A 23345-nucleotide genomic window follows, 5' to 3' on the forward strand; every position below is an offset into this window, starting at 1 on the left:
TAATAATAATAATAATAATAAATAAATAACTACTATAGTAGTAGTGTTATTTTTTTATGTCATCCATTATATATTCTGCTATCTCATCTATGTTTTTTAGCTCAACATCTATCCATTTTGCAAAATCATATCTCCTAAACCAAGTATACTGTCTTTTTGCATAGCGTCTGCTATCTCTTTTTATAAGCTCTATTGCCGTATTTTCATCTATTTCTCCTTGAAGATATGATATTATCTGCCTATACCCTATTGCCTTCATAGATTGAGCATCACTATCTGTTCCATTTTTCAACAAAGTTTTTACTTCTTCTATTAAGCCATTTTCAATCATCATATCTACACGTTTGTTTATTCTTTCGTACAATATGCTTCTATCCAATTTCAATACGTACATATAAGTTTTGTAGTCTTGAAACTCATCAACTTTTGAAAACACTCTCATAGCATCGTTATTTTCAAATATTTCCAGTGCTCTTATAACCCGTTTTACATTGTTTTTTTCTATACTTTGTGCCATATTTTTATCTTTATTTAAAAGTAGCTCATATAAATAATCAGAGCCGTACTCATAATACATTTTCCAATATTTATCCCTTATATTTTCATCAAATGAAGTTTTGTTAAAATCCATTTTATATATTAGCGAATTTATATACAGCCCTGTTCCACCTGCTATTATAGGTATTTTTTTCTCGGAAAATAACCTGTCTATTATCTTTGAACTCCTATTATAGAAATCACTAACACTAAAATTTTCATTTGGTTTGGCTATATCTATCATATGATGTTTTATACCTGACATTTCATCTGATGTGACTTTGGCAGTCCCTATATCCATAGATTTATATATCTGCATTGAATCCGCAGATATTATTTCCGTATTAAGTTTTTGGGCAAGTTTTATTGATGTTGCTGTTTTTCCAACTGCTGTAGGTCCACAAATTATTATAATCTTATTCATATCAAACTCACTTCATAATGTATATCATACTCTTTAAAAATATTTAAAAATGCAAATATAATAATCTATTTTAAAACTAAAACAGAGGCTATTTTGAAATAAACCATAAGCGCAAATATATCAACTATTGTAGTAATAAGTGGTCCTGCCATAATAGCAGGGTCAAGCTTCATTTTTTTTGCTAAAACAGGTAACGTTCCGCCGATAATTTTTGCCAAAACCACAATCATCAGTATACTTCCACATACAGTTACAGATATATTAAGCGGTGTGTGTTGAAAAAAATATAGTCTTACAAAGTTTAAAGCAGCTAAAATGAAACCTACCAATAAACTTATACGAAACTCTTTCCAAATTATTTTTCCTATATCATTTAATTGCAACTCACCAAGTGCAAGTCCACGAATAATTAGCGTAGAGGATTGTGAGCCGGCATTTCCTCCTGTATCCATTAGCATTGGAATAAATGATGCTAAAACAACAACAGAACTTAAGACATTTTCATATTTATTTATTATTATACCTGTAAAAGTTGCTGAAACCATCAAAAACAACAACCAATAAATTCTCTTTTTAGCTAATTCAACTACTCCTGTTTCCAAATATTCTTCATTAGATGGACTTAAGGCGTTCATCTTTGCAAAGTCCTCTTCATTTTCTTCTTCAATTACATCCAATATATCGTCTACTGTAATAATCCCTACAAGTCTATGTTCTTTATCAACTACCGGCATAGACAGATATCCATACTTTTTAAAAAGTGCAGCAACCTCTTCTCTGTCATCTGTTGTTTTGACAAAAACATAATTTGTATCCATAATCTTATCTAAAATCACATCTTCTTTTGTCAATAACAACTGTCTTATTTCTATAATTCCTTCCAATATTCTGTTATCGTCAATAACATACATAGTGTTTATGGTTTCACGATCAAAACCTATTTTTCTTATACGCTCTATCGCCTGTTTTACGGTAAGTTCTTTTTTCAAATCCACAAATTCTGTGGTCATAATACTTCCGGCAGAAAATTCAGGATAAGAAAGCAAATGATTTATCAATTGTCGTCTGTCCGGAGATGTATTTTTAAGCACCTTTTTTACTACATTTGCAGGCAACTCTTCTATGAAATCAACAGTATCATCCAAATACAATTTTGACAGCATTGCTCCTACTTCCTCATCGCTCATACTCTCTACTATGTATTGCTGCCCTTCTATATTCATATACGAAAATACTTCTGCCGCAAGATTTTTAGGAAGAATTCTAAACAACAACATTAAATCCATTTTTTCAAGTTCGTCAAAAAACTCCGCTATATCAACAACATTGTAATTTAAAAGCTCATTTCTGGCTTGTACGACTCTGCCTTCTTTTACCAAATCTACAATAAATTGCATTGAAATCCCCTTTCATACAAATAGCAAAATGTCTAAAAGAGGATAACAACTCTATTCGCTTTCAAACATAATCGCTAAGTATTTTTTTGTAAACTCCTATAAATCTTTTCAATAACATGCCCATCAGGCATAATATATCACCTGCCATTAAAAATATTTATTTACACTTCAATATAAATTATCTATCAGATTAGTATAATATCATAGTTTTATAAAAAAATAGAGTGTGTATAAAAATTAAAATAAAGAAAATTTCTACAAAAATAAAGTAGTTTTTAATCACAGATTTTATTCTACTATAATTTTGTTATTTTTTCAATATTTTACTTTTCAAACACACTCTAAATAAATACTCTAAATATTTTATCAATCTTTAAAGAAATCTCTTAACTTGTCTAAAAAATTCTTGCTTTGTTCATTCACCTCATTGCCTGTGATTTTCGCATATTCTCTAAGTGCCTCTTTTTGTTTTTCAGACAATGATTTAGGAACTTCTACTATAACTGTTATAAGCTGATCTCCTCTTGATTTTGAATGAAGCACATTTATACCCTTGCCTTTCAGTCTGAATGTTGTACCGCTTTGAGTTCCTTCCGGTATTTTATATTTGACCTTACCGTCCAAAGTAGGCACTTCCACTTCATCACCGAGTGCCGCCTGTACAAATGTTATAGGCATATCCAATCTCACATCATAACCGTCTCTTTTAAATATTTGATGTGGTTTAACTGTAACAACTACTTGTAAATCCCCTCTCGGACCGCCGTTATATCCTGCTTGACCTTGACCGGATACTCTTAAGATGTTTTGATCGTCTATTCCTCCTGGTATTTCTATGGATATTTTTTTCTTGCCCTTAATTCTTCCTGTACCACTACAATGGTCGCATTTTTCGATTATTCTTTCACCTGTTCCGTTACAATCTGTACATACGCTTTGATTCATCATAGAGCCGAGTGGTGTTCTGACTGTTTTTGTAATTACACCTTCTCCGTTACAAGTCTTACATTTCTCTTTGCTTGTTCCGTTTTTTGCACCTGTTCCTTTACAGAACTGACAACTGTCTTCTATAGGAATTTCTACTTCTTTTTTTATTCCGAATGCGGCTTCTTCAAATGTTATTGATAATTTTATTCGCACATCTTGACCTTTTCGAGGCATTTTTGCAGTATTTCTGCTACTTCTTGATGAGAAGCCTCCAAATCCGCCTCCACCGCCGAAACCGGAAAACATATCAAATATATCGTCAAAATCGAAACTTGCACTTGAAAAACCTCCACCTCCAAATCCGCCGGCAGAGTTATAGGCATCAGGTCCAAATCTGTCATAATTTGCTCTTTTTTCTTTATCTGAGAGGACTTCGTACGCCTCATTTATCTCTTTGAATTTTTCTTCTGCGTCTTTATCTCCTTGATTTTTATCAGGATGATACTTCATTGCCAATTTTCTATACGCTTTTTTTATTTCTTGATCTGTTGCATCCTTATTCACACCAAGCAATTCATAAAAATCTTTTTTTCCTGCCATATTTCTTCTCTCACCACCTTATTCAACCTATTTTATAGTAATTTACAATATAATAATAATGTCATATTTTATTAAATTTACTAAAGAACTATTTTTTATATATTTCTATTGAATTTTATTATTAAAAGTAAACTGCTCGTTACACAAAACAAAGTTAGATGCAATAGCAATATATTGATATGCAAATACACCTAACTATTGTTTTAACTTATATTATTTTTCGTCATCTTTTACTTCTGTGAAGTCGGCATCAACTACTCCGTCATCTTCTTTCGGTTGTTCCGGTGCTCCTTGCTGTTCATTTCCTGCTTGTGCTTGTTGAGCTTGTTCATATAATTTTTGAGATATAGGCTCGAATGCTTTCATTAGTTTTTCTATTTCTGCTCTTATTTGCTCTGCTGTTGAGTTTACATCATCTTTCACTTTTTTAACATCTTCTATTGCACCTTCTACTGCTGTTTTTTCTCCCTCTGTAACTTTATCACCCAAATCTTTTAATGATTTTTCCATTTGATATATAGTATTTTCAGCGTGATTTACAGCTTCCACTCTTTCTTTTCTCTTCTTATCTTCTTCTTCGTGCATTTTTGCTTCTTGTACTTTTTTATTGATTTCATCTTCTGAAAGATTAGTAGATGATGTTATTGTTATTTTATTTTCTTTTCCTGTTCCCAAGTCTTTTGCTGTAACGTGTACTATACCGTTTGAGTCTATATCAAATGTTACTTCTATTTGTGGAAGACCACGTCTTGCAGGAGGTATTTCATCCAATCTGAATCTTCCTAATGTCACGTTTGCGTCTGCAAATTCTCTTTCACCTTGTAATACATGAATGTCAACGGCTGTTTGATTGTCTTCTGCAGTTGAGAAAACTTGTGATTTCTTTGTAGGTATTGTTGTATTTCTTTCGATTATCTTCGTAAATACTCCACCTAATGTTTCTATACCAAGTGATAACGGTGTTACGTCAAGAAGTAATACATCTTTTACATCTCCTGCAAGTACTCCGGCTTGTATAGCTGCTCCAAGTGCAACACATTCGTCAGGATTTATTCCTTTTGAAGGATCTTTTCCTGTGAATTTTTTGATTGCCTCTTGAACTGCAGGTATTCTTGTAGAACCGCCTACCAATAATATTTTAGCCAAGTCATTCACTGAAAGTCCTGAATCTTGAAGTGCTTTTCTTGTAGGCTCCATTGTTTGCTCTACAAGATGTGCTGTAAGTTCGTTGAATTTTGCTCTTGTTATATCCATATTAAGGTGTTTTGGACCTTCTGCTGTTGCTGTTATAAAAGGAAGATTGATATTTGTTGTAAGTGTTGATGATAATTCTTTTTTAGCTTTTTCAGCAGCGTCTTTCAATCTTTGAGCTGACATCTTATCTTTTCTCAAATCAACTCCGTCTGTTTTAATAAATTCGTTAGCTATATAATCAACTAAAACGTTGTCGAAGTCATCTCCACCCAATTTATTATTACCGCTTGTTGCAAGAACTTCAAATGTTCCGTCTGCTATTTCAAGAATACTTACGTCAAATGTTCCTCCACCAAGGTCGAATACCAATATTTTTTCTTCTACTCCGTCTTTGTCAACTCCGTATGCAAGAGCTGCCGCTGTAGGCTCGTTTATTATTCTTTTTACATCTAATCCTGCTATTTTACCTGCATCTTTAGTTGCCTGTCTTTGTGCATCTGTAAAATATGCCGGTACTGTTATTACAGCTTCTGTTACCTTTTCTCCCAAATAACTTTCCGCATCCGCTTTTAATTTTTGTAATATGATTGCTGATATTTCTTGTGGTGAGTAATTTTTATCGTCTATTGTTACTTTATAGTCTCTACCCATTTCTCTTTTAATTGATGATATTGTTCTGTCAGGATTTGTAACTGCTTGTCTTTTTGCAGGTTCTCCTACTATTCTTTCTCCATCTTTTGAAAATGCCACTACTGAAGGTGTTGTTCTCATTCCTTCTGTATTGGCTATTACGACTGCTTCTCCACCTTCCATTACTGCTACGCAAGAGTTTGTTGTACCTAAATCTATTCCTATTGTTTTTGCCATAATTATTTACCTCCGATTTTGTAAATGTTATATTTAAATTTATAATTAAATCAAGTATTTTTTAAAATAATTTTTATTTATTTTGATACTTTTACCATAGCCGGTCTTATCACTTTTTCTTTTAATTTATATCCTTTTTGCAATATCTCTAATACTTTGTCGGGTTCATCTCCTTCTACCTGCATTACTGCATGATGATAATTAGGGTCGAACGGTTCATTTAAGCATTCAATTTCTTCCAAACCGTTTTTATTGAGCACATCTTCAAGTTGCTTTTTTATCATATCCACACCTTGATAGAAACCTGTTGTATTTTCTTTTTCACTATCTAAGGCTCTTTGAAAATTATCAAGCACTGCAAGTAATTCGGTTACTATTTTTTCATTTGCAAATGTTGTCAAATCCTGTTTCTCTTTTGTAACTCTTCTCTTATAGTTCATAAATTCAGCTTGAGTTCTTTGTGCTAAGTCTTTCATCTCATCAACTTGCTTTTCAAGTTGTTTTATCTTTTCAAGATTGTCATCTATTTCATTAACTATTGTATCTTCCTCTAATTGTTCATCTTTATTGTCAGATGTTTCTTGATTTTCAATCTCTGTTTTGATAGTATCTTCCGTTTTAAAATCTTCCGGCATTTTTTCTCCTTTCAAGCATCTAATAATTATACAATACTACACTTAAAGTTTGCTTAATCTATTTTTTATTTTATAGTCAAAATACCTCACTTATATATTTAGTGATATATTTCATCAGTGAATATGCCTTTCCATAATCCATTCTCTTTGGTCCTATTATTCCGAATTTTCCAATATTATTGCCTTTTAACTCAAAATTTGCAGTAATAATGGAACAGTTGTCAAGCAAGTCTCCCATAGACTTATCTCCTATTATAATGTTTATATTATCTTTTTTCACACCTTGATTTTGTACAAGCTCTACGAGTTCATCTTTGTTGTCGAACAACGTCAAAAATGATTTTACCGTATCTATATCATTGAACTCAGGATAGTTGAATATATTTTTTGTACCCTTGAGCATTATACTGAACGGCACATCTTGAGATAAATTGCTGTTTATAGTTTCAAGCATATTATCAAGCAACTCATCATATTGCATTATTTCTGATTTCACATAATTTACAAATTTATCTCCCAGTGATTTTATGTCTTTTCCAATTATCTCTTCTTTTATAGTTTGTGATATTATTTGTAATTTATCAGACTCTATAAATCTGTCTATATAAATATTTTTGCTGTTTACTCTTCCATCTTCCATTACAATTATCATAATTATTTGATGCTCGTTAAGTTTGACAAGCTCAAAATGGCTTATCTTTTCTTTTTTATCCTCATCGTTCTTCATAATTGCTATAGAAGTATAATTAGTAAGACTGCTTAACAGATTTACCGTTTCATCCAATAATGACTGTATTTGATTTATATTTGAATCAAGTGCTGTTTTAATGAGTTCACGCTCTCTTATATCAAGCGAACCACCTTTCATGAGTTCATCAACATATAAGGAATAAGCAAGCGGTGACGGCACTCTACCTGATGAAACGTGAGGTTGCAACAAAAATCCCATCTCTTCAAGATCTGACATTTCATTTCTTATTGTAGCAGCACTTATCGAAAGCTCTTTGTTTTTAGAAATTGTCCTCGAACCGACAGGTTCTGCAGTATTTATATATTCTTCAACTATAAATTGAAGTATTTTCAGTTTCCTTTCACTTAATTTGCTGTTCATAATTATCCCTTATTCCTAAACATTCAAACATAAATTTTAAAAATCTAAACTTTTTCTTGATATTCAAATATTTTTACTATTTTTTGTTAGCACTCTTATTAATAGAGTGCTAACTACATTTACTATACTACTACTTTTAATTCTGTTTGTCAATAGGTTTAAAAATTTTTTTAATTTATTTTTATGCACATAGAAAGGTGCTTTATTTTTTCAGTTTAAAAATATTTGAAAACAAAAAAACTATAATAAACTAAAAAATTAATTTTATATAAAAGCATTAGTTTAAAATTGAAATAAGTATATACATTTTGTATATTTCCTGTTTTGTTATCTCATTTGCATATTTTATAGTTATCTTTTCGTTATTATATGACAGATTTTCTCCTATTATAAACTTAGGATTTTTATTATTTTTCAAATAAATCTGTGCTATATCATAAACAGATGTCTTGCTGTCTGTGAAAAAAGCAGTTTTTTTCGACATCAATATCATCTCTTCATTCATCTGTCTGCCGTGAAATGATGTTATATACACATCATTCATATTTATCTTCATCTTGGCAAACAAATATGCAACGCTGCTTATGCCTGATATTATATTTATATCTTCATATGGTTTCATATTTTCTATAATATAGTTGCTTATCCCGTACAAATTCGGCTCACCTGACGCTAATACACACATATCCTTATCTATATTATATTTAATATTTTTGATAATATCCTCAAGTTTTACATACTCAATATACTTGGCATTTTTATTCAAGTAATTCACTGCTTGTATCTGTCTTTTTGCACCTATTATAAGCGTAGAGTTTTTTATCGTATCAATAGCTTTTAAAGTTATATTTTCTCTATCTCCAAGTCCTATACCTACTATATTTATCATACTCATTTCTCCGATATGCTAAAAAATATAATATACCAAATCTAATACTAAATCCTATTTAAATCACCATGTAAATTTCAAAAAAATATAGATTATAAAATTAACAAATATGGTCGTCTAATCAGATTTTAGTATAAAAAATTAAATAAATATTAATTATTATATATACTAATATATTTGAGGTCAATATACATACTTTTTTATATACTGATATTGGTGTAAAATAGATAGCTTAATATTATATAAAAATACAAAAAAACTTTATATAATTTGTAATTATATATTGACAAATATAAAAAATGTGATAAATTTATATTAGCACTCATTACTAAAGAGTGCTAATATATGTAAAATTTTAATTTTTATGAATATAAATGGAGGTTTTTTATGGCAAAACAGGAATTTAAAGCAGAATCCAAAAGATTATTGGACCTTATGATAAATTCTATCTATACTAATAGAGATATATTTTTAAGAGAATTGATTTCAAACGCAAGCGATGCAATAGACAAAGTATATTACAAAACTTTGGCTGATGAAAATAAAAACTTCAACAAAGAAGATTATTATATACAAATATCTGTAGATAAAGCAAACAGAACAATAACTGTTGAAGATACAGGTATAGGTATGAACAAATCCGATATGGAAGATAATCTCGGTATAATAGCAAAAAGCGGTTCTTTACAATTTAAAAAAGACAATGAAATAAAAGACGGTTTTGATATAATAGGTCAATTCGGTGTAGGATTTTACTCAGCTTTTATGGTTGCAAAAAAAGTAAAAGTATTGTCAAAATCAATAGATGATGATAAAGCCTATCTATGGGAGAGCGAAGGAATAGACGGATATGAAATATCAGAAAGCGAAAAATCATCAAACGGTACAATAATAACTATCTATCTGAAAGACAACACAGATGAAGAAAAATACGATGAATATCTGGAAGAATATAAACTACGCTCACTTGTAAAAAAATATTCAGATTTTATAAGATATCCGATTAAAATGGAAGTTACAAAATCAAGACCAAAAGAAGATGACAAAGACAGCTATGAAGATTATATAGAAATAGAAACTTTAAACTCAATGGTGCCTATCTGGAGAAAAAATAAAAATGAGCTTAAAGAAGAAGATTATATCAACTTCTATAATGAAAAACACTACGGTTTTGACAAACCGCTTAAATATATACACACATCCGCAGACGGAGTTATCCGTTACACAAGCATAATGTATATACCGTCAATGTTACCGTTCAACTATTACAGCAAAGAATTCAAAAAAGGCTTGGAACTTTACTCAAACGGTGTTCTTATAATGGATAAATGTAGTGAATTATTACCCGACTACTTCGGATTTGTAGTAGGTATGGTTGATTCAGAAGATTTATCGCTTAATATATCAAGAGAAACATTGCAACATGACAGACAACTCAAATTAATCGCAAAAAGACTTAACGAAAAAATCAAAAATGAACTTTCAAATATGCTTAAAAATAAAAGAGAAGATTATGACAAATTCTATGATACTTTTTCAAGAAGCCTAAAATTCGGCATATATGACAACTGGGGAATGAACAAAGACGAATTACAGGATTTAATTATGTTTAAATCATCCTTAGACAAAGAAAAATATACAACACTTGAAGAATATGTTTCAAGAATGAAAGATGACCAAAAAGAAATATATTACGCAACCGGAGAAAGCGTAGAAAAAATCGAAAAAATGCCTCAAACAGAATTTTTATTGGATAAAGGGTTTGAAATATTATATTTCACTGATGAAGTAGACGAATTTGCAATACAAGTGCTTAGAACTTATAAAGAAAAAGAATTCAAATCTGTATCAAGCTCAGATATCAATATCGATAACACAGAAAAAGAAAAAAATGAAGAAAAAGCAAAAGAGTCAAAATCTATGTTGGATGAAATGAAAGAAATCCTAAAATCAAATATAAGTGATGTCGTAATATCAAACAGACTAAAAAGCTATCCAGTCTGCATATCTGCAAAAGGTTCTGTCAGCGTTGAGATGGAAAAAACACTCAATGCAATGCCTACAGACACACATGTAAAAGCAGAAAAAGTGTTAGAAATAAATCCTGAAAATAAATCATTCGACAATTTGAAAAAATACTATGAACAAGACAAAGATAAATTTACAAAACTTACAGAAGTATTATACAATCAGGCACTTTTAATAGAAGGTTTACAAGTTCAAGATCCGATAAAATTTGCAAATAATATATCAGATTTACTATTCGGATAAAACTATCTAACCCCCATTTAAAATGGGGGTTTAATTTTGTAGATTTAACTAAAATAAACCACCAGTTAAACCGGCGGTATTTTTATAATACTTGTTTTACAATCCTTATAAAGTATCCAATGCAGTATTTACCAATCCATATATGCCTTTCTCAATAAAAATTTAGACATCATTTTCTTATAATATTCCAAATCCAGATATTCATACATACCTGCTTTTCTTGCCCTTTTGTAAAGCTTCAAAATCAATTTTCTGTAATACAAATAAAACTTATGCTTGCTTATATTATCCGGCTCCACCACCAAATGCAAAAAATCCCAATGCTCTACTTTATTGGTAATCAATTTATCCTTATATTCTTCGTACAATTGCGTTCCTGGTATAGGAGTGAATATGGAAATAGTTACATGTATAAGTTCATGTCTTACTATCCAATTGTAAAGGTCATCAAAATCTTTTTTTGTGGCAGAAAGCCCTATTATCATCAAACCTATACACTGCGCTGATGTAGCATTTATTACCTCTATCGCCTTAGCATTATGTTCTTCTTTTGTTCCTTTATTGTAATCATTAAGTTCATCATCATTTATGGCTTCCAAACCTACAAGAAAATACTTAAATCCTATATCTGCAAGTTCTTTTATGATATCCGGATGACTTGCAATAAAATCTGCTCTTCCATAACACACATATGTCTTTTTTATATTATTTTCTCTTACAAGTCTTACAAAATCCCTTAATCTTTTTTCATTTACCAAAAAATCATCATCAGATATGGTTATATTCTGAACCTCTATACCTTTTAACTCTTCTATAACCAGATTTAAGTCCCTTTCTCGATATTTTCCATGATTAAGTAAAGTGCAATAACAAAACTTGCAATCATACGGACAACTTAAAGATGTCTTTATATTAGCAGTTTCAATAAGATCCAAATACCTGAAATGTTTTCTGTTTTCATAAAAAAAACTTCTGTCCGGTATCGGCAGACCATTTATATCAATAGGTATCATGGGATTATTTTTCCACTCTCCTGTACATGTTTTATAACAAAGTCCGTTTATATCACTAAGATTTTTAATCAAGTTTGTATTTATAATATCTGCTTTATCAAGAATTCCCTTTTCAATTCCTATATAAGTAACTATCTCAACAAATGCATCCACAGACTCGCTCCTTGCTATATAGTCTATAGAATCCGTATAAAAAACTTTGGTATTAATCTGTGCATGAACACCGCCGACTATGGTAGCTATCTGTGAGTTATATTTTTTTACCTGCCGACAAAACTTCTTCATCATATTTTCCTGTGTTATATAACCTGTTATAGCCACTATATCAGGCTCATATCCTTTTAATACCTGCCTAAAAGGTTTTTTTTGACAAATATAATCATAGATCATATCATCATATCCTGCATCTTTTAATCCTGTATGCAAATATTCAAGTTCCAAAGGTTCAGAATCCAAAATATTTGTAAAGCTTAATACATTTGGGGCACCGGGTCTTACAAGTAAAATTTTCATGCCCTTCTCCTTTTATTAATCAAAATAGCTTTAAAAAAGTTCTTTATATACACACTTATCAATGTATTAAATCCAAATGTCATCTTAAGTGTATTACTGATAGGAAAAGCTCTGAGAGTATAAAACACAGAATGTAAGTTCATATTTACCGCAAATGTAAATTTAAGCACTTCTAAATAATATGCGTTAAGACTCATTTTAGACGGCATAATAAGTACATCTCCAAAATTCCACTTTTCATAATCAGTTTCATCATACAAAAGCCTGTCTCTGTATTCTTCAAAAAGAGGGGTAAGCGGATGAGGATTAAGTGGAGAAAAGCTGACAAGTTCTGGTTTTAAAAGTTTTTTATACTGCAAAAGCTTTCTAAAATCTCCTTTATCCCAATCCGGATGTAAGATAAATGAACCCCAACATGCAATTTTATTTTTTTGAAGTACTCTTGTTGCTCTCAAATTCTCATCTGTATTGGCCGCCTTATTATACTCTTTAAGCTGCTTGTTATCAAAGCTTTCATATCCTACTATTACGGCAATTAATCCATTTCTTGCAAGTCTTTTAAATAAATCTTCTTTTTCAAGTATTGAATTTACGGAGCCATAGCATATGTACTTCTTTTTAATTTTTCTTTTTTCCAAAAGATTGCAAAAGTTCTCAAGCCTTTTTCTATTTATCAAAAAATCATTATCGCAAATCATTATATAAGGTTCTTCAAGCTCTTCCAACTGCTCAATTATTTTTTCCAGCTCCACCTCTCTTAGTATAGGTCCTTCCAATTTCCAACGCACACAGAATCTGCATCTGTTTCTGCAACCGAACGATGTCTGAATTATAGCACAAGGCTGAAATCCAACATATCTATACAAATGCCTATAGCGCTTGCTACAATCTCTATCTGGTTTTATATATTCATTATAACAACCTTCAACCGAATTTTTAAAGCTGAGTTCTTTAGAAAATATCCCAACTATTTCTTTTTCCTGTTTCTCTCCGGAGACTATAAGTTCCATTAATTCTTTGTAATTTTCTCTTGTTGTTGACTTAAATACATGATCAACATAAGAATTAAAAAAAGAATTCGGATATACCATAGCCTGTACTCCCCCGACTATAACCTTTATATCCTTATCATATCTTTTTGCCATCTCAGCAATTTTTAAGACATTTTCCACATCAGTACATTGAGAAGTTATTCCTATTACCTGAGGTTTAATCCTTTTCATATAGTGCATCAAGTTTCCTTTAGGTTCTGCCATAAAATCAGCTAATACCACCTTATGCCCCTGCTCCTTTAAGATTGTAGCTACACATTCAACTCCAAGTGGCTCTCCGAAAAGAAAATTTTTTACTGTAGTTATCTTTTTATTCACCCATGGTCTTACAAGCAATATTCTCATTAGTCCTCCTTATACCCCAGCATATCTAAAAGCATTTTACACACAGCACTTGGTATGAAACTGCTTGTCAAATGCATATATCTTATATCCTTTTTTGCTCCGAGCCTGGATTTACTATATCCTGTAGTTTGTCCCAGATGAAGCCTTAAACATTGCTTTCTATAAGCCAGTTTTACTATGTATAAAAGCATATTCAAATAGGTATCATACTTTCTGTTACTTGCTTTATCTATTCCGCAAAATAAAAATATCAATTCTTTTTCAATCTGCTTTATTTGGAAAAAAGCTACTAATTCATTATTAGTTCCACGAACTTCATAAATTTCGGCATTCATTTTTTGAAAATATTCCATGTTCAATTTTTCAAGCCTTCCCTCTGAACGCTCATATACTTGTTCATATAAACTATAATGCTCTTTTTGAAAATTTTGCTTTGACAGTTTTGTAATGTTCAAATCATTTGACTTGTCAATTGCCCGTTTTAATCTTCTTCTATGCCTACTTCTTAAGCTTGTAAAAAATAATTCAAAGTCTCCTTTGAGCTCCATAGTATAGGTTCCCAAAGTATAAGCTTTTGGTAATGGAAGTTTTCCGTCTGTATTAAGTATTAACATCAAACGAAAACTCTTTAAATATAAAGAAAGAGACTCAAGGTTATTATCTCTACATACAAAACCAGCACAAGCTATTGACAAAGGAATACCTAATACTCTTATATTAAACTCAAGCTTTAACTTACTACTGAAAGTAAATAAATTAAGTTTAAGCCTATAAGTTACCATAATAATATTTTCTTCTTCATTAATATGATAATCTTGCTTACAGTAATTCACCTCTTCTAAAAATATCAGAAAATCCCTTTTTATAAATATATTATCTCCTGCTATCTTATCCCATATATACGGAAGTTTTTTTGCACTGTTATAAACCGTAAAGCTGCTATTCATAGTAATTCCTCATAAACCTTAAAAGTTTTATACTTATTTTTCATAAATCTACTTGTAATTGCCGTAGAGGCTTTATTACTTTTCATTATCCAACCAGACTCCAAATATACATAATCATTTCCTCTAAGCTTATAAAAATAATCAAGTAAAGCTATTACAGCCCCACTATTTTTATATTCCGGCAATACTCCAAATTCTGTTATTTTTACAGTATCTATTTTCTTTAAGCCCAGTTTATATTTCAATACTGAAAATATTCCAAGTCTTTTACCGATACCCAAAAGCTGATTAAAATCAGGATACCACAACATAAAGCCCACAGGTTTTTCATTATAGTAAACGAATAGCAGATTTTCTTCTTTTATTAGATATCTAAATGAAGAGAGCAACTCTATATCCTCTTCTTCTCTTGCTGTATAATAATATTTGTGATTTACAAAAGCTCTGTTATTTATTTGTGTGTATATGGCTGCTGTTTCTTTAATGTTTTTAAAATCTGCTTGTCTTATGATAAAATTCTTTGATATATATTTTCTTAATCTATCTGATAAGTTTACATCTATCTCTGAAATTTTTATTTTATAGCTATACAATATATCAGTAGGTTTCATATATTTTTCAATATGCTTTATATAGTATTCTTTGTTATATGCACTTCCAAAGCTTGGAATACTTCCAAACGAATCTGCTAATAGACCAAGTCCATAATTTACATGTAGGTTTAATCCAATCAAAATCTTGGAAGTCGACATTTCCTTAGCTTTTTGCTTAGCAAATTTATAAATTTCTCCAAAAACTTCTTCTTTATCTACAAAATCAAGAAATGCTATTTGCATGGTATCAGGCATTCTATCAATTACTGCTAAAATAAATGTCGCTTCGATTTTAAACTCATCAGAATACACTAAATATGGTTCTATATAGCTACCTTTTGTAATCTGTGCTTTTTGCTCCAATATATTAGGTAGTGAAACAGACTGTAAATCCCTAAATTGTTCATCATATTTATAAATATCTTTCTGAAAATCTATAAATTTCTTATAGTCTTTCTTTTTAGCATTTACTATATACATAGTTTCTCTTTTCTATTTTTAAATTTATATAAATTATTCTTAAAAAAGTTATGTCAAATAATATTAGGAGTCAATCTTTTTTTTATGTGATATCTGTAATAAAGATTGATTGCCATATAAAATAAATATCTTCCCGGAAATTTAAAAAACTCTTTTCTAAATATAGTTCTCTGCATTATATTGCCAATTTTAAATACCTTCTCATACAACGACCAATATTCCTCTGTAAGTTCTTCCGGACTCATATTAATAGGAATATGCACAGCCTGACTTCCGTCATAACTGTACATATCCTCTATATAAATCCTGTTTTCTTCAAGCATCTTCTTATGATACATTGTACCCGGAATAGGTGTAAGTATATAAAACCTTGGTACAACTATCTTACATTCCTTTATGAAATCAGCAGTTTTTCTTATAGACTCTATTGTATCAGCATCTGCTCCTACTACCATTTCTGTTGAAATATCTATACCTACAGATTGTATATTTTTAATAAGCCTTTTATATTCTGAAACCTTTGCCCACGATTTATTCATACTGTCGAGACTTTCCTGAACTATACTTTCAAGCCCAAAGCTGAGTGTCATACAACCACTCTTTGCCAACTTCTCAAGTAATTCTCTATCATCTCCTATATCTATTGAACATTGGCTTATCCATGTCATTTTCATAGGAATAATATAATCCAAAAGTTCCATCATATATTCCCTGTTCGACATAATATTGTCATCCAAAAGCATAAATTTATTAAACCCCAAAGCCTTTATCTGTTTTATGTCTCTGACAACATCTTCTATAGGTCTTCTTATATAACGATTCTTGTAGAGACAGTATATGGAGCAAAAGCTACAGGATTTCGGACATCCCCTTCCCGCCTGTACAGGCAACATATCTCCTATTTTTTTATTAAGAATCAAATCAAACCTTGGTAAAGGAGTTTCTATAATATTTATGGGCATATTATAAAAACTTTTAAGCTCACCATTAAGATAGTCTTTAAGCAATGCCGGATACGCTAATTCTCCGTCTCCTACTATTACACTGTCGCAGTATTTTTTTGCTTCTTCAGGCATAAGACTTACCATATATCCGCCCATAAATACTGTCTTGCCTCTTTTTTTAAATTCTTTTGCAATATCTATACTTCTTATAACAGCATGTCCCATACTGCCTATGCCGACTATATCTACTTCCATATCGAAATCTATATCGTCTATTGTTTCTAAAATTATTTTAACATCAAATTCATCCGGTGTCATTGCAGCAAGTAGTGGCATTGCAAGTCCTACAAAATAAAGTTTTGATTTTTTTATAGGCTTTCTTTCATGGTCATAAGGAGAGGATTGTATCAATACAAGTTTCTTCTTTTGCATACTATCTACCTCTTATAATTTTTTTTATATACTGCATAGTAACAAATTGACTTCCCCACCACATCTTAACCACTTCTTTTATTCCATATTTTTTTAGCATCTTAATTATATTATCCCCTCTTAAAACTATTCTTGCATATGTTTTAATAATTTGATAATAATACTGCCTTATACTCATATATTCCGGCTTAAGCACTATGTGTGCTAAATCCCACATGGCATAGTTTTGGCGTGATACCAATATTTTATCCTTATAATCATTATAAATCTCTGTTCCCGGTAATGGGGTAAGAGGTTGTAAGTTAACAAAACTTACTTTCAAACCTATTATGTAATCCTCTATTTGTTTAAAATCCTGTTTAGTAAAATCAGGTTTTAAAATCATAGTTGCATACAACTCTATTCCGTATTTTTGTAGAATCTTTATAGCTTTCTCATTATTTTCAAGAGAACTTCTCTTATTAAAATCCTTAAGGTCTTTCTCTCTTACCGACTCTATTCCCACAATTACTGCACTCAGCCCGTACCTTGACAGTCTTTTTATAATTCTTTCATGGCTTGCTATAAAGTCTGCCCTTCCGTAGACCAAAAATCTTTTATTTATATTCCTTTCTTTTAATCCATCACAAAAGCCATTCAGTCTGTCTTCATCAAACAAAAAATCATCATCTACTATATATACTTCCCTCTCCTTTATGCTCTCAAGCTCCTTCATAACATCATCAAGCTGTCTTGCATAGTACTTTCCTCCGGTTATTTCCTTGCAAAAACAAAAGTTACATTTGTAAGGACAACCCAATGACGTTTTTATAAGTGCACAAGGATTATGAAACATATAATAATATCTTTTTCTGTATTTTGAAACAGCCTCTCTGTCAGGATGAAAAATATTAAAAGAAGAACTTCTTATGTATTTTTTACCTTCTATGTAAGTTCCTTCTATGTCTTTAGTGTCTTCTCCTGATATCACTTTATCTATTATTTTAAGAAAGGTCTCTATAGGCTTTGAACATATTATGTAATCTATGTAATTTGAAACAAAATCTTCAGGTACTACTTCTGCATGAACCCCTCCCACAACAGTTATAATATCCTTTGATACATATTTTATTACTTTTGACATTTCCTTTACTACTCCTACGTGAGTAATATACGCTGTCATTCCTATAATATTAGGTTTATATTTTTTTATAAAAAACTCAATAGGCTTTTTTTCAAGTATCATATCTATAATTTCTACACTTGCTTTATTTTTATCTATATTCCCTACCAAATATTCAAGCTCTAATGGTTCACATATCATCACATGTTGCAACCCTATGGTTTCTTTTGGAGGTTTTGGACGAACCAATAATATACTTAGTCTTTTACTCACAATTTCTCACTTTCTTTTATACACTACAGCTATTATATTCGGCATAAAAAATGCCTTTTTAATACGACTAAAACCCATAAAGTTAAGATTATCTCCTGCAAAACTTTTAAGTTCTGTTATAGAAGGATAGTGTGCCTTGCCTGTTGTCAATTTTAATATGCTACATACAATGGCATCATAAAAGTTATTTACTGAAGCACATACAACTATAATGTATCCATTTTCTTTTAATAAATACGCCATATCCGTAATTGCTTTTGCCTGATTCTTATAATATGGTAAGGAATGTGTACAGGTAATTATGTCAAATTTGTCTTTTATATTCTCTCTTATATCACTTATATCTGTATTTATAAGTTTTGCTCTAATGCCCTCTATTTTAAAAGTTCTTTCTGCATGCTTCAACATATTTTTTGAATAATCTGCTCCAGTAATAGAAAAAGTCATGCCAAATTTTGAGTGCACCTGCTCTAAAAGTTGTCCTGTTCCACACCCAATATCAAGCAAACTCCCATTATCTATATCTGTCTTTTTAATAATACTTATTACTCTATCTCTACTTGGTTTTAATGAATACTTTTGCACCCAGAGTCTATTGTAATAATTTGCCCAAAAATCCCATATACCTTTCATATATGTATACCTTCCTGTCCAATACCATCTTCTTGATAATATAATACTCTTCTCTATTTTTTGATATTTTATATGGCATAAAATAAATTTGGATATTCTACTTTATTTTCAAATTATTAGCTAATTTTATTTCTAACGTATAGTCATGATTTAACCCTAATAAAAATTTTAATCAGAATTAATTTTCCACTACCATTGCGAACATATATAGCTACTATGTCACCTTGTTTTATTTCTAAGCTCACATAACTCAATATTTATTTTTTTCATAATATGATGATAAATTGCTGACGGATATTAAACTATCTTTATGATTATATAACAAATTAAGTAGTAACTTTTTCTTTGTCTCAATATCTTTTAATAAGTTTAGTTTTATCCAATTTTGCACAGAGTACTTTTACACCATTTTCCGTATTTTAAATTTTATAATGTCAAACTGGGAGTTGTTACGCTCCAAGATATTTAATATATATTGGACATGGGTTCCATTCATCCCATAAAGTTGGGAAACATTCCAATTCTTTATATCCCATAGCTATATAAAAATTATTGGTAATATCATATTCTTTGTAGTGACCCATCTGTATCGTTTTTACTTGTGAGTATGTGTAGCCCAGCTTCCTTGCCATAGTTTCGTAAGCTTCATTAAGTACTGATCCAATACCCATTCGATGGAATTTCTTTTTTATGCCAATTACAAAAATATCTGCACAATCCTTGCTGGTTGCGTTTAATACAACAAAACCAACCGACTCATCATTCATATAACAAGCGAGAAAAGGCTTTTCCTGTGAATCACGAATATACTCTTCTGTGCTTTCCGGTATTCCAAACCATTCTGAAAGGTCATATAATATTTCTCTAGATACAGCTTCCTTTTCCAGTTTATCTTCAACTTCTTTTATTTTTATATCCATTTACTCCTCCACAACTTCTATACTTTTAAATGTATACCTTTATTTCTTAAATTTTCTATACAATCATACAGATATTCAATATTATGCTCTTTGTAAATTGGACTGTCTACAATTTCCTCTTTAAGATTATCGTACTTTTCTGCTGTCCTTCCTCTATAATTTTTATCTTTCCATTCCGCAGAAACATTATATCCCCTTTTTTCCATCTCCTCCATAACCAATACATGGTAAATAAAAAGATGATATGGGGAATATGTAAACACATAATCCACAGTTTTATGTTTCTTTTTCCATCCATTGCCCCTCAGAGCACAACATTCCCTATGTTGTCCAAGAAGCTGATTTTTGGGCAATAAGTGGATAAGTTTTTCATGCCATAGTCTCATACTCTTCTCCTGTTAACAAGGTTGATTTTTCTAAATATTCATTAGGATATTTCTTTAGTAAAGTGTTAATGCATTCAATTACAACTTTCTGATTATTTTTCCCTTCCATATATTCATTTAATATATCAAATAATGCCTGTTTTTCAATTGTACTTGCGTCTTTTTTGAAATATCCCCATATGTGAAAAACGGAATTACTAAAATCTTTTTTACTCTCCTTCATATCTCTTGTTTCCTGTATTTTTTCATTTAGCCATAAAACATCCAGTTCTGTTCCTTTCAAGTATCCCCTTATCTCCAGATATGCTTTATGCGATTTGCTTAGTACAAAATATTTATTTTTTGCCCATAATTCTTCACATTCTCTTCTTATATCTTTGTTTCTCATATTGACGCCTCTTTCAAAATATTCAAACTTAAAACAAATCCCATATAATGTATCACCATTTAATACAGTTTTCTAATAAAATTATGGATAACTTATATAATTACATAAGATTAATATACATAGTTTATTGAAAAAATTAATTATTACGTTTTTCCATTATTCTATAAGATTTTAGTATAAGGCCTTATTAATAGCTTTTAAATTTTTATTTAGGTAAGGTATACATGAATATCCTACATTACCATATGTTAAAGTGGGCTTAGATACAAAGAATTTTAATTACTATAACCTCTTCAAATTCCGATTTTATAAATATCTTTGAGCAACAATTACTGTATATTTATCCGTATCATAAAAATCCCCTACTTCTACAAACTTATTCTTATGCCAGAAGTGCTCTGCCTGAGGGTTATCTTTTACCCATCCAAGACGAACTTTTGAAATTCCTATCTTAGCAAGACAAACACATAAATCCTCTATTATTCCGCTACCAATCCCTGTGTTTTGTATAGCCACATCTGTCATAAAGAACCCTATAAAAGCCGTTGTTTCATCAGGGAAATCCATGATTAAATCCATTACTGCAATCAATCTTTCCCCATCATAATATCCAATATAGTATTTGTCCTGCATATCCTTGTTCTGAGGTAGTGCATTCATATCGCAAATAATGCTCTCCTCAGATACTAATGGAGGACAATATTGATAGTACAAGGAATTTTTTCTACACAATTCATATATTCTCTCAACATCAGACTCTCCCATCATTTGAACAATGTATCTATCTGATAATAATGAAACATCCATTTAATCCCTCCATAAACTAAAAATTGATCATCAACTTAGAATTTATCTATCTTAAACATAATTATTATATCATTTTTAAGTTATATCTTCTACCGTTTAATTGTCTATTTGTCCTCAGATGCTCTATTTATCTTGATTATTGGTTATAAATTTAAACCTTTATTGTTTTTTATCCTCTCTTTTTTCCTGATGCAAATAGATTAATAGATGTTTATCTTTTAAATATATTCAAAACTCGCTTTACTTATCATACTAATGGGTATTTATAATGACATATAATCCTACTTTTAAAAATTCTTCATTTTAAAAAAATATATAATATTTTATGATATAATAAAATTACAATATATTAAATAAAAGCTTACGATTTGCCGACTTATAAATAGAGTATATCTTTATACTTATACTTTTTTAAAAATATATATAAAAGATACTAAAGTAACAGCTATTAATATTGTTGTTAAAATTAATATTTCAATAATGATTTAGTGTTATAGTGAAATTTTATTACCCTCTCAATTAATTTTAATTGATTTATATCTTTAAAAAAATATACGACTTAATTTTATAAATGAATTTATTATTAATTATAAATTTAAAAATTAACATTAGACCGAATAATATTATGTTTCAAAATTTTATTTAATACATTAAAAATATAGAATATAGGTGATATTTATGAAAAATGTGTTAGTTACAGGAGCTGACGGTTTTATAGGAAGTCATTTGACAGAAGAATTGGTAAAGCAAGGATATAAAGTTAGAGCTTTCGCATATTACAATTCGTTCAATTCATGGGGATGGCTTGATAGCCTGCCCAAAGATATATTAAATGAAATAGATGTTTTTACTGGAGACATACGAGATCCTAACGGCGTAAGAGAATCTATGAAAGGAATTGACGAAGTATTTCATCTTGCTGCACTGATAGCTATACCTTTCAGCTATCACTCTCCGGACGCATATGTTGATACAAATATAAAAGGTACACTTAATGTTTTACAAGCAGGTAGGGCATTAGACACATCAAGAATACTTGTAACTTCCACATCTGAGGTATACGGTACGGCTATGTATGTACCTATTGATGAAAAACATCCTTATCAAGGTCAATCTCCATATTCAGCTACAAAAATAGGTGCTGACAGATTGGCAGAATCTTTTTACAGAAGTTTTGATATGCCCATAACAATAGTTCGCCCATTCAACACATATGGTCCGCGACAATCTGCAAGAGCAATAATACCTACTATAATAACACAATTATTATCCGGAAAAGAACAACTTGAAATAGGCTCTTTGACGCCTACAAGAGATTTTAATTATGTAAAAGATACTGTTAACGGTTTTATTTCCATTTCAAAAGCTAAAAATACAATTGGAGAAGAAATAAATATTGCAACACAAAACGAAATATCTATAGGTACTTTGGCAAATGAGTTAATCAGACAAATCAATCCAAATGTGAAAATAGTTTGTGATGAACAAAGATTAAGACCTCAAAAAAGTGAAGTAAACAGATTACTCGGTTCAAATGAAAAAATTAAAAATCTCACCGATTGGACACCTAAATATACATTTGAACAAGGACTGTCAGAAACGATAGAATTTTTTAAAAACAATTTGAATAAATATAAAACAGATATTTATAATATTTAGTGGAGG

20 protein-coding genes and 1 pseudogene are annotated in these 23345 nt (G+C 30.3%); 2 read left to right on the top strand and 19 right to left on the bottom strand.

Annotated elements, in window-relative coordinates; genetic code table 11:
• Nucleotides 1-46: 46 nt before the first annotated feature.
• The 7 genes from miaA to cbiE all read right to left on the bottom strand — a co-directional run bounded on the left by miaA (nt 47) and on the right by cbiE (nt 8581).
• Nucleotides 47-961, bottom strand: a complete 915-nt coding sequence (gene miaA / locus HMPREF9629_RS06705) for a tRNA (adenosine(37)-N6)-dimethylallyltransferase MiaA (RefSeq protein WP_009525620.1) — start codon at nt 959-961, stop codon at nt 47-49.
• Between the two features lie 65 nt (nt 962-1026).
• Nucleotides 1027-2358, bottom strand: a complete 1332-nt coding sequence (gene mgtE / locus HMPREF9629_RS06710) for a magnesium transporter (protein ID WP_009525621.1) — start codon at nt 2356-2358, stop codon at nt 1027-1029.
• A gap of 366 nt (nt 2359-2724) precedes the next feature.
• Nucleotides 2725-3885 (bottom strand): molecular chaperone DnaJ, encoded by a 1161-nt coding sequence (gene dnaJ / locus HMPREF9629_RS06715; RefSeq protein ID WP_009525622.1) that lies wholly within the window; start codon nt 3883-3885, stop codon nt 2725-2727.
• 213 nt (nt 3886-4098) lie between these two features.
• A complete protein-coding gene (gene dnaK / locus HMPREF9629_RS06720; RefSeq protein WP_009525623.1) occupies nt 4099-5946 on the bottom strand; it encodes a molecular chaperone DnaK in 1848 nt (615 codons plus the stop codon).
• A 77-nt stretch (nt 5947-6023) separates the two neighbouring features.
• A complete protein-coding gene (gene grpE, locus HMPREF9629_RS06725) occupies nt 6024-6581 on the bottom strand; it encodes a nucleotide exchange factor GrpE (RefSeq protein WP_009525624.1) in 558 nt (185 codons plus the stop codon).
• A gap of 76 nt (nt 6582-6657) precedes the next feature.
• Entirely contained in the window at nt 6658-7692 is a 1035-nt protein-coding gene (gene hrcA / locus HMPREF9629_RS06730) for a heat-inducible transcriptional repressor HrcA (RefSeq protein WP_009525625.1), read from the bottom strand.
• A gap of 277 nt (nt 7693-7969) precedes the next feature.
• Complete coding sequence (gene cbiE / locus HMPREF9629_RS06735) at nt 7970-8581, bottom strand: precorrin-6y C5,15-methyltransferase (decarboxylating) subunit CbiE (RefSeq protein WP_009525626.1); 612 nt, start codon at nt 8579-8581, stop codon at nt 7970-7972.
• 387 nt (nt 8582-8968) lie between these two features.
• Between cbiE and htpG the strand changes: the two genes are divergently transcribed.
• The gene (htpG, locus tag HMPREF9629_RS06740; RefSeq protein WP_009525627.1) at nt 8969-10852 is read left to right on the top strand and encodes a molecular chaperone HtpG; all 1884 of its coding nucleotides are present in this window, start codon (nt 8969-8971) and stop codon (nt 10850-10852) included.
• 128 nt (nt 10853-10980) lie between these two features.
• Here htpG and HMPREF9629_RS06745 read toward each other — a convergent pair whose 3' ends face one another.
• From HMPREF9629_RS06745 to HMPREF9629_RS06795, 12 genes and pseudogenes are all read right to left on the bottom strand, one after another.
• Entirely contained in the window at nt 10981-12378 is a 1398-nt protein-coding gene (locus HMPREF9629_RS06745) for a B12-binding domain-containing radical SAM protein (RefSeq protein WP_009525628.1), read from the bottom strand.
• Complete coding sequence (locus HMPREF9629_RS06750; protein ID WP_009525629.1) at nt 12375-13775, bottom strand: B12-binding domain-containing radical SAM protein; 1401 nt, start codon at nt 13773-13775, stop codon at nt 12375-12377. Before HMPREF9629_RS06750 ends, HMPREF9629_RS06745 begins: the two co-directional genes overlap by 4 nt.
• Nucleotides 13775-14722, bottom strand: a complete 948-nt coding sequence (locus HMPREF9629_RS06755; protein WP_009525630.1) for a hypothetical protein — start codon at nt 14720-14722, stop codon at nt 13775-13777. The genes HMPREF9629_RS06750 and HMPREF9629_RS06755 overlap by 1 nt, the downstream gene beginning before the upstream one ends.
• Nucleotides 14719-15795 (bottom strand): hypothetical protein, encoded by a 1077-nt coding sequence (locus tag HMPREF9629_RS06760; protein WP_009525631.1) that lies wholly within the window; start codon nt 15793-15795, stop codon nt 14719-14721. The genes HMPREF9629_RS06755 and HMPREF9629_RS06760 overlap by 4 nt, the downstream gene beginning before the upstream one ends.
• A gap of 53 nt (nt 15796-15848) precedes the next feature.
• Nucleotides 15849-17171 carry a B12-binding domain-containing radical SAM protein gene (locus tag HMPREF9629_RS06765; protein WP_009525632.1) on the bottom strand — a complete coding sequence of 441 codons (1323 nt, stop codon included), beginning with the start codon at nt 17169-17171 and terminating at the stop codon, nt 15849-15851.
• Between the two features lies 1 nt (nt 17172).
• Complete coding sequence (locus tag HMPREF9629_RS06770) at nt 17173-18546, bottom strand: B12-binding domain-containing radical SAM protein (RefSeq protein ID WP_009525633.1); 1374 nt, start codon at nt 18544-18546, stop codon at nt 17173-17175.
• Nucleotides 18547-18552: 6 nt separating this feature from the next.
• A complete protein-coding gene (locus HMPREF9629_RS06775; protein WP_009525634.1) occupies nt 18553-19179 on the bottom strand; it encodes a class I SAM-dependent methyltransferase in 627 nt (208 codons plus the stop codon).
• A 103-nt stretch (nt 19180-19282) separates the two neighbouring features.
• Nucleotides 19283-19555 (bottom strand): annotated as a pseudogene (locus HMPREF9629_RS12670) (Lsa family ABC-F type ribosomal protection protein); the annotation flags it as partial.
• A gap of 73 nt (nt 19556-19628) precedes the next feature.
• On the bottom strand, nt 19629-20099 hold the full coding sequence (locus tag HMPREF9629_RS06780) for a GNAT family N-acetyltransferase (RefSeq protein WP_009525635.1): 471 nt from the start codon (nt 20097-20099) through the stop codon (nt 19629-19631).
• Between the two features lie 17 nt (nt 20100-20116).
• On the bottom strand, nt 20117-20485 hold the full coding sequence (locus HMPREF9629_RS06785) for a TIGR02328 family protein (protein ID WP_009525636.1): 369 nt from the start codon (nt 20483-20485) through the stop codon (nt 20117-20119).
• Complete coding sequence (locus tag HMPREF9629_RS06790; protein ID WP_009525637.1) at nt 20469-20873, bottom strand: YbgA family protein; 405 nt, start codon at nt 20871-20873, stop codon at nt 20469-20471. The genes HMPREF9629_RS06785 and HMPREF9629_RS06790 overlap by 17 nt, the downstream gene beginning before the upstream one ends.
• Before the next feature lie 306 nt (nt 20874-21179).
• Nucleotides 21180-21680 (bottom strand): GNAT family N-acetyltransferase, encoded by a 501-nt coding sequence (locus HMPREF9629_RS06795; protein WP_009525638.1) that lies wholly within the window; start codon nt 21678-21680, stop codon nt 21180-21182.
• 678 nt (nt 21681-22358) lie between these two features.
• Here HMPREF9629_RS06795 and HMPREF9629_RS06800 point away from each other — a divergent pair.
• Entirely contained in the window at nt 22359-23339 is a 981-nt protein-coding gene (locus HMPREF9629_RS06800; RefSeq protein ID WP_009525639.1) for an NAD-dependent 4,6-dehydratase LegB, read from the top strand.
• Nucleotides 23340-23345 lie beyond the last annotated feature (6 nt).

The sequence above is a fragment of the Peptoanaerobacter stomatis genome (genome assembly GCF_000238115.1).
In the GTDB taxonomy this organism is placed as follows: domain Bacteria; phylum Bacillota; class Clostridia; order Peptostreptococcales; family Filifactoraceae; genus Peptoanaerobacter; species Peptoanaerobacter stomatis.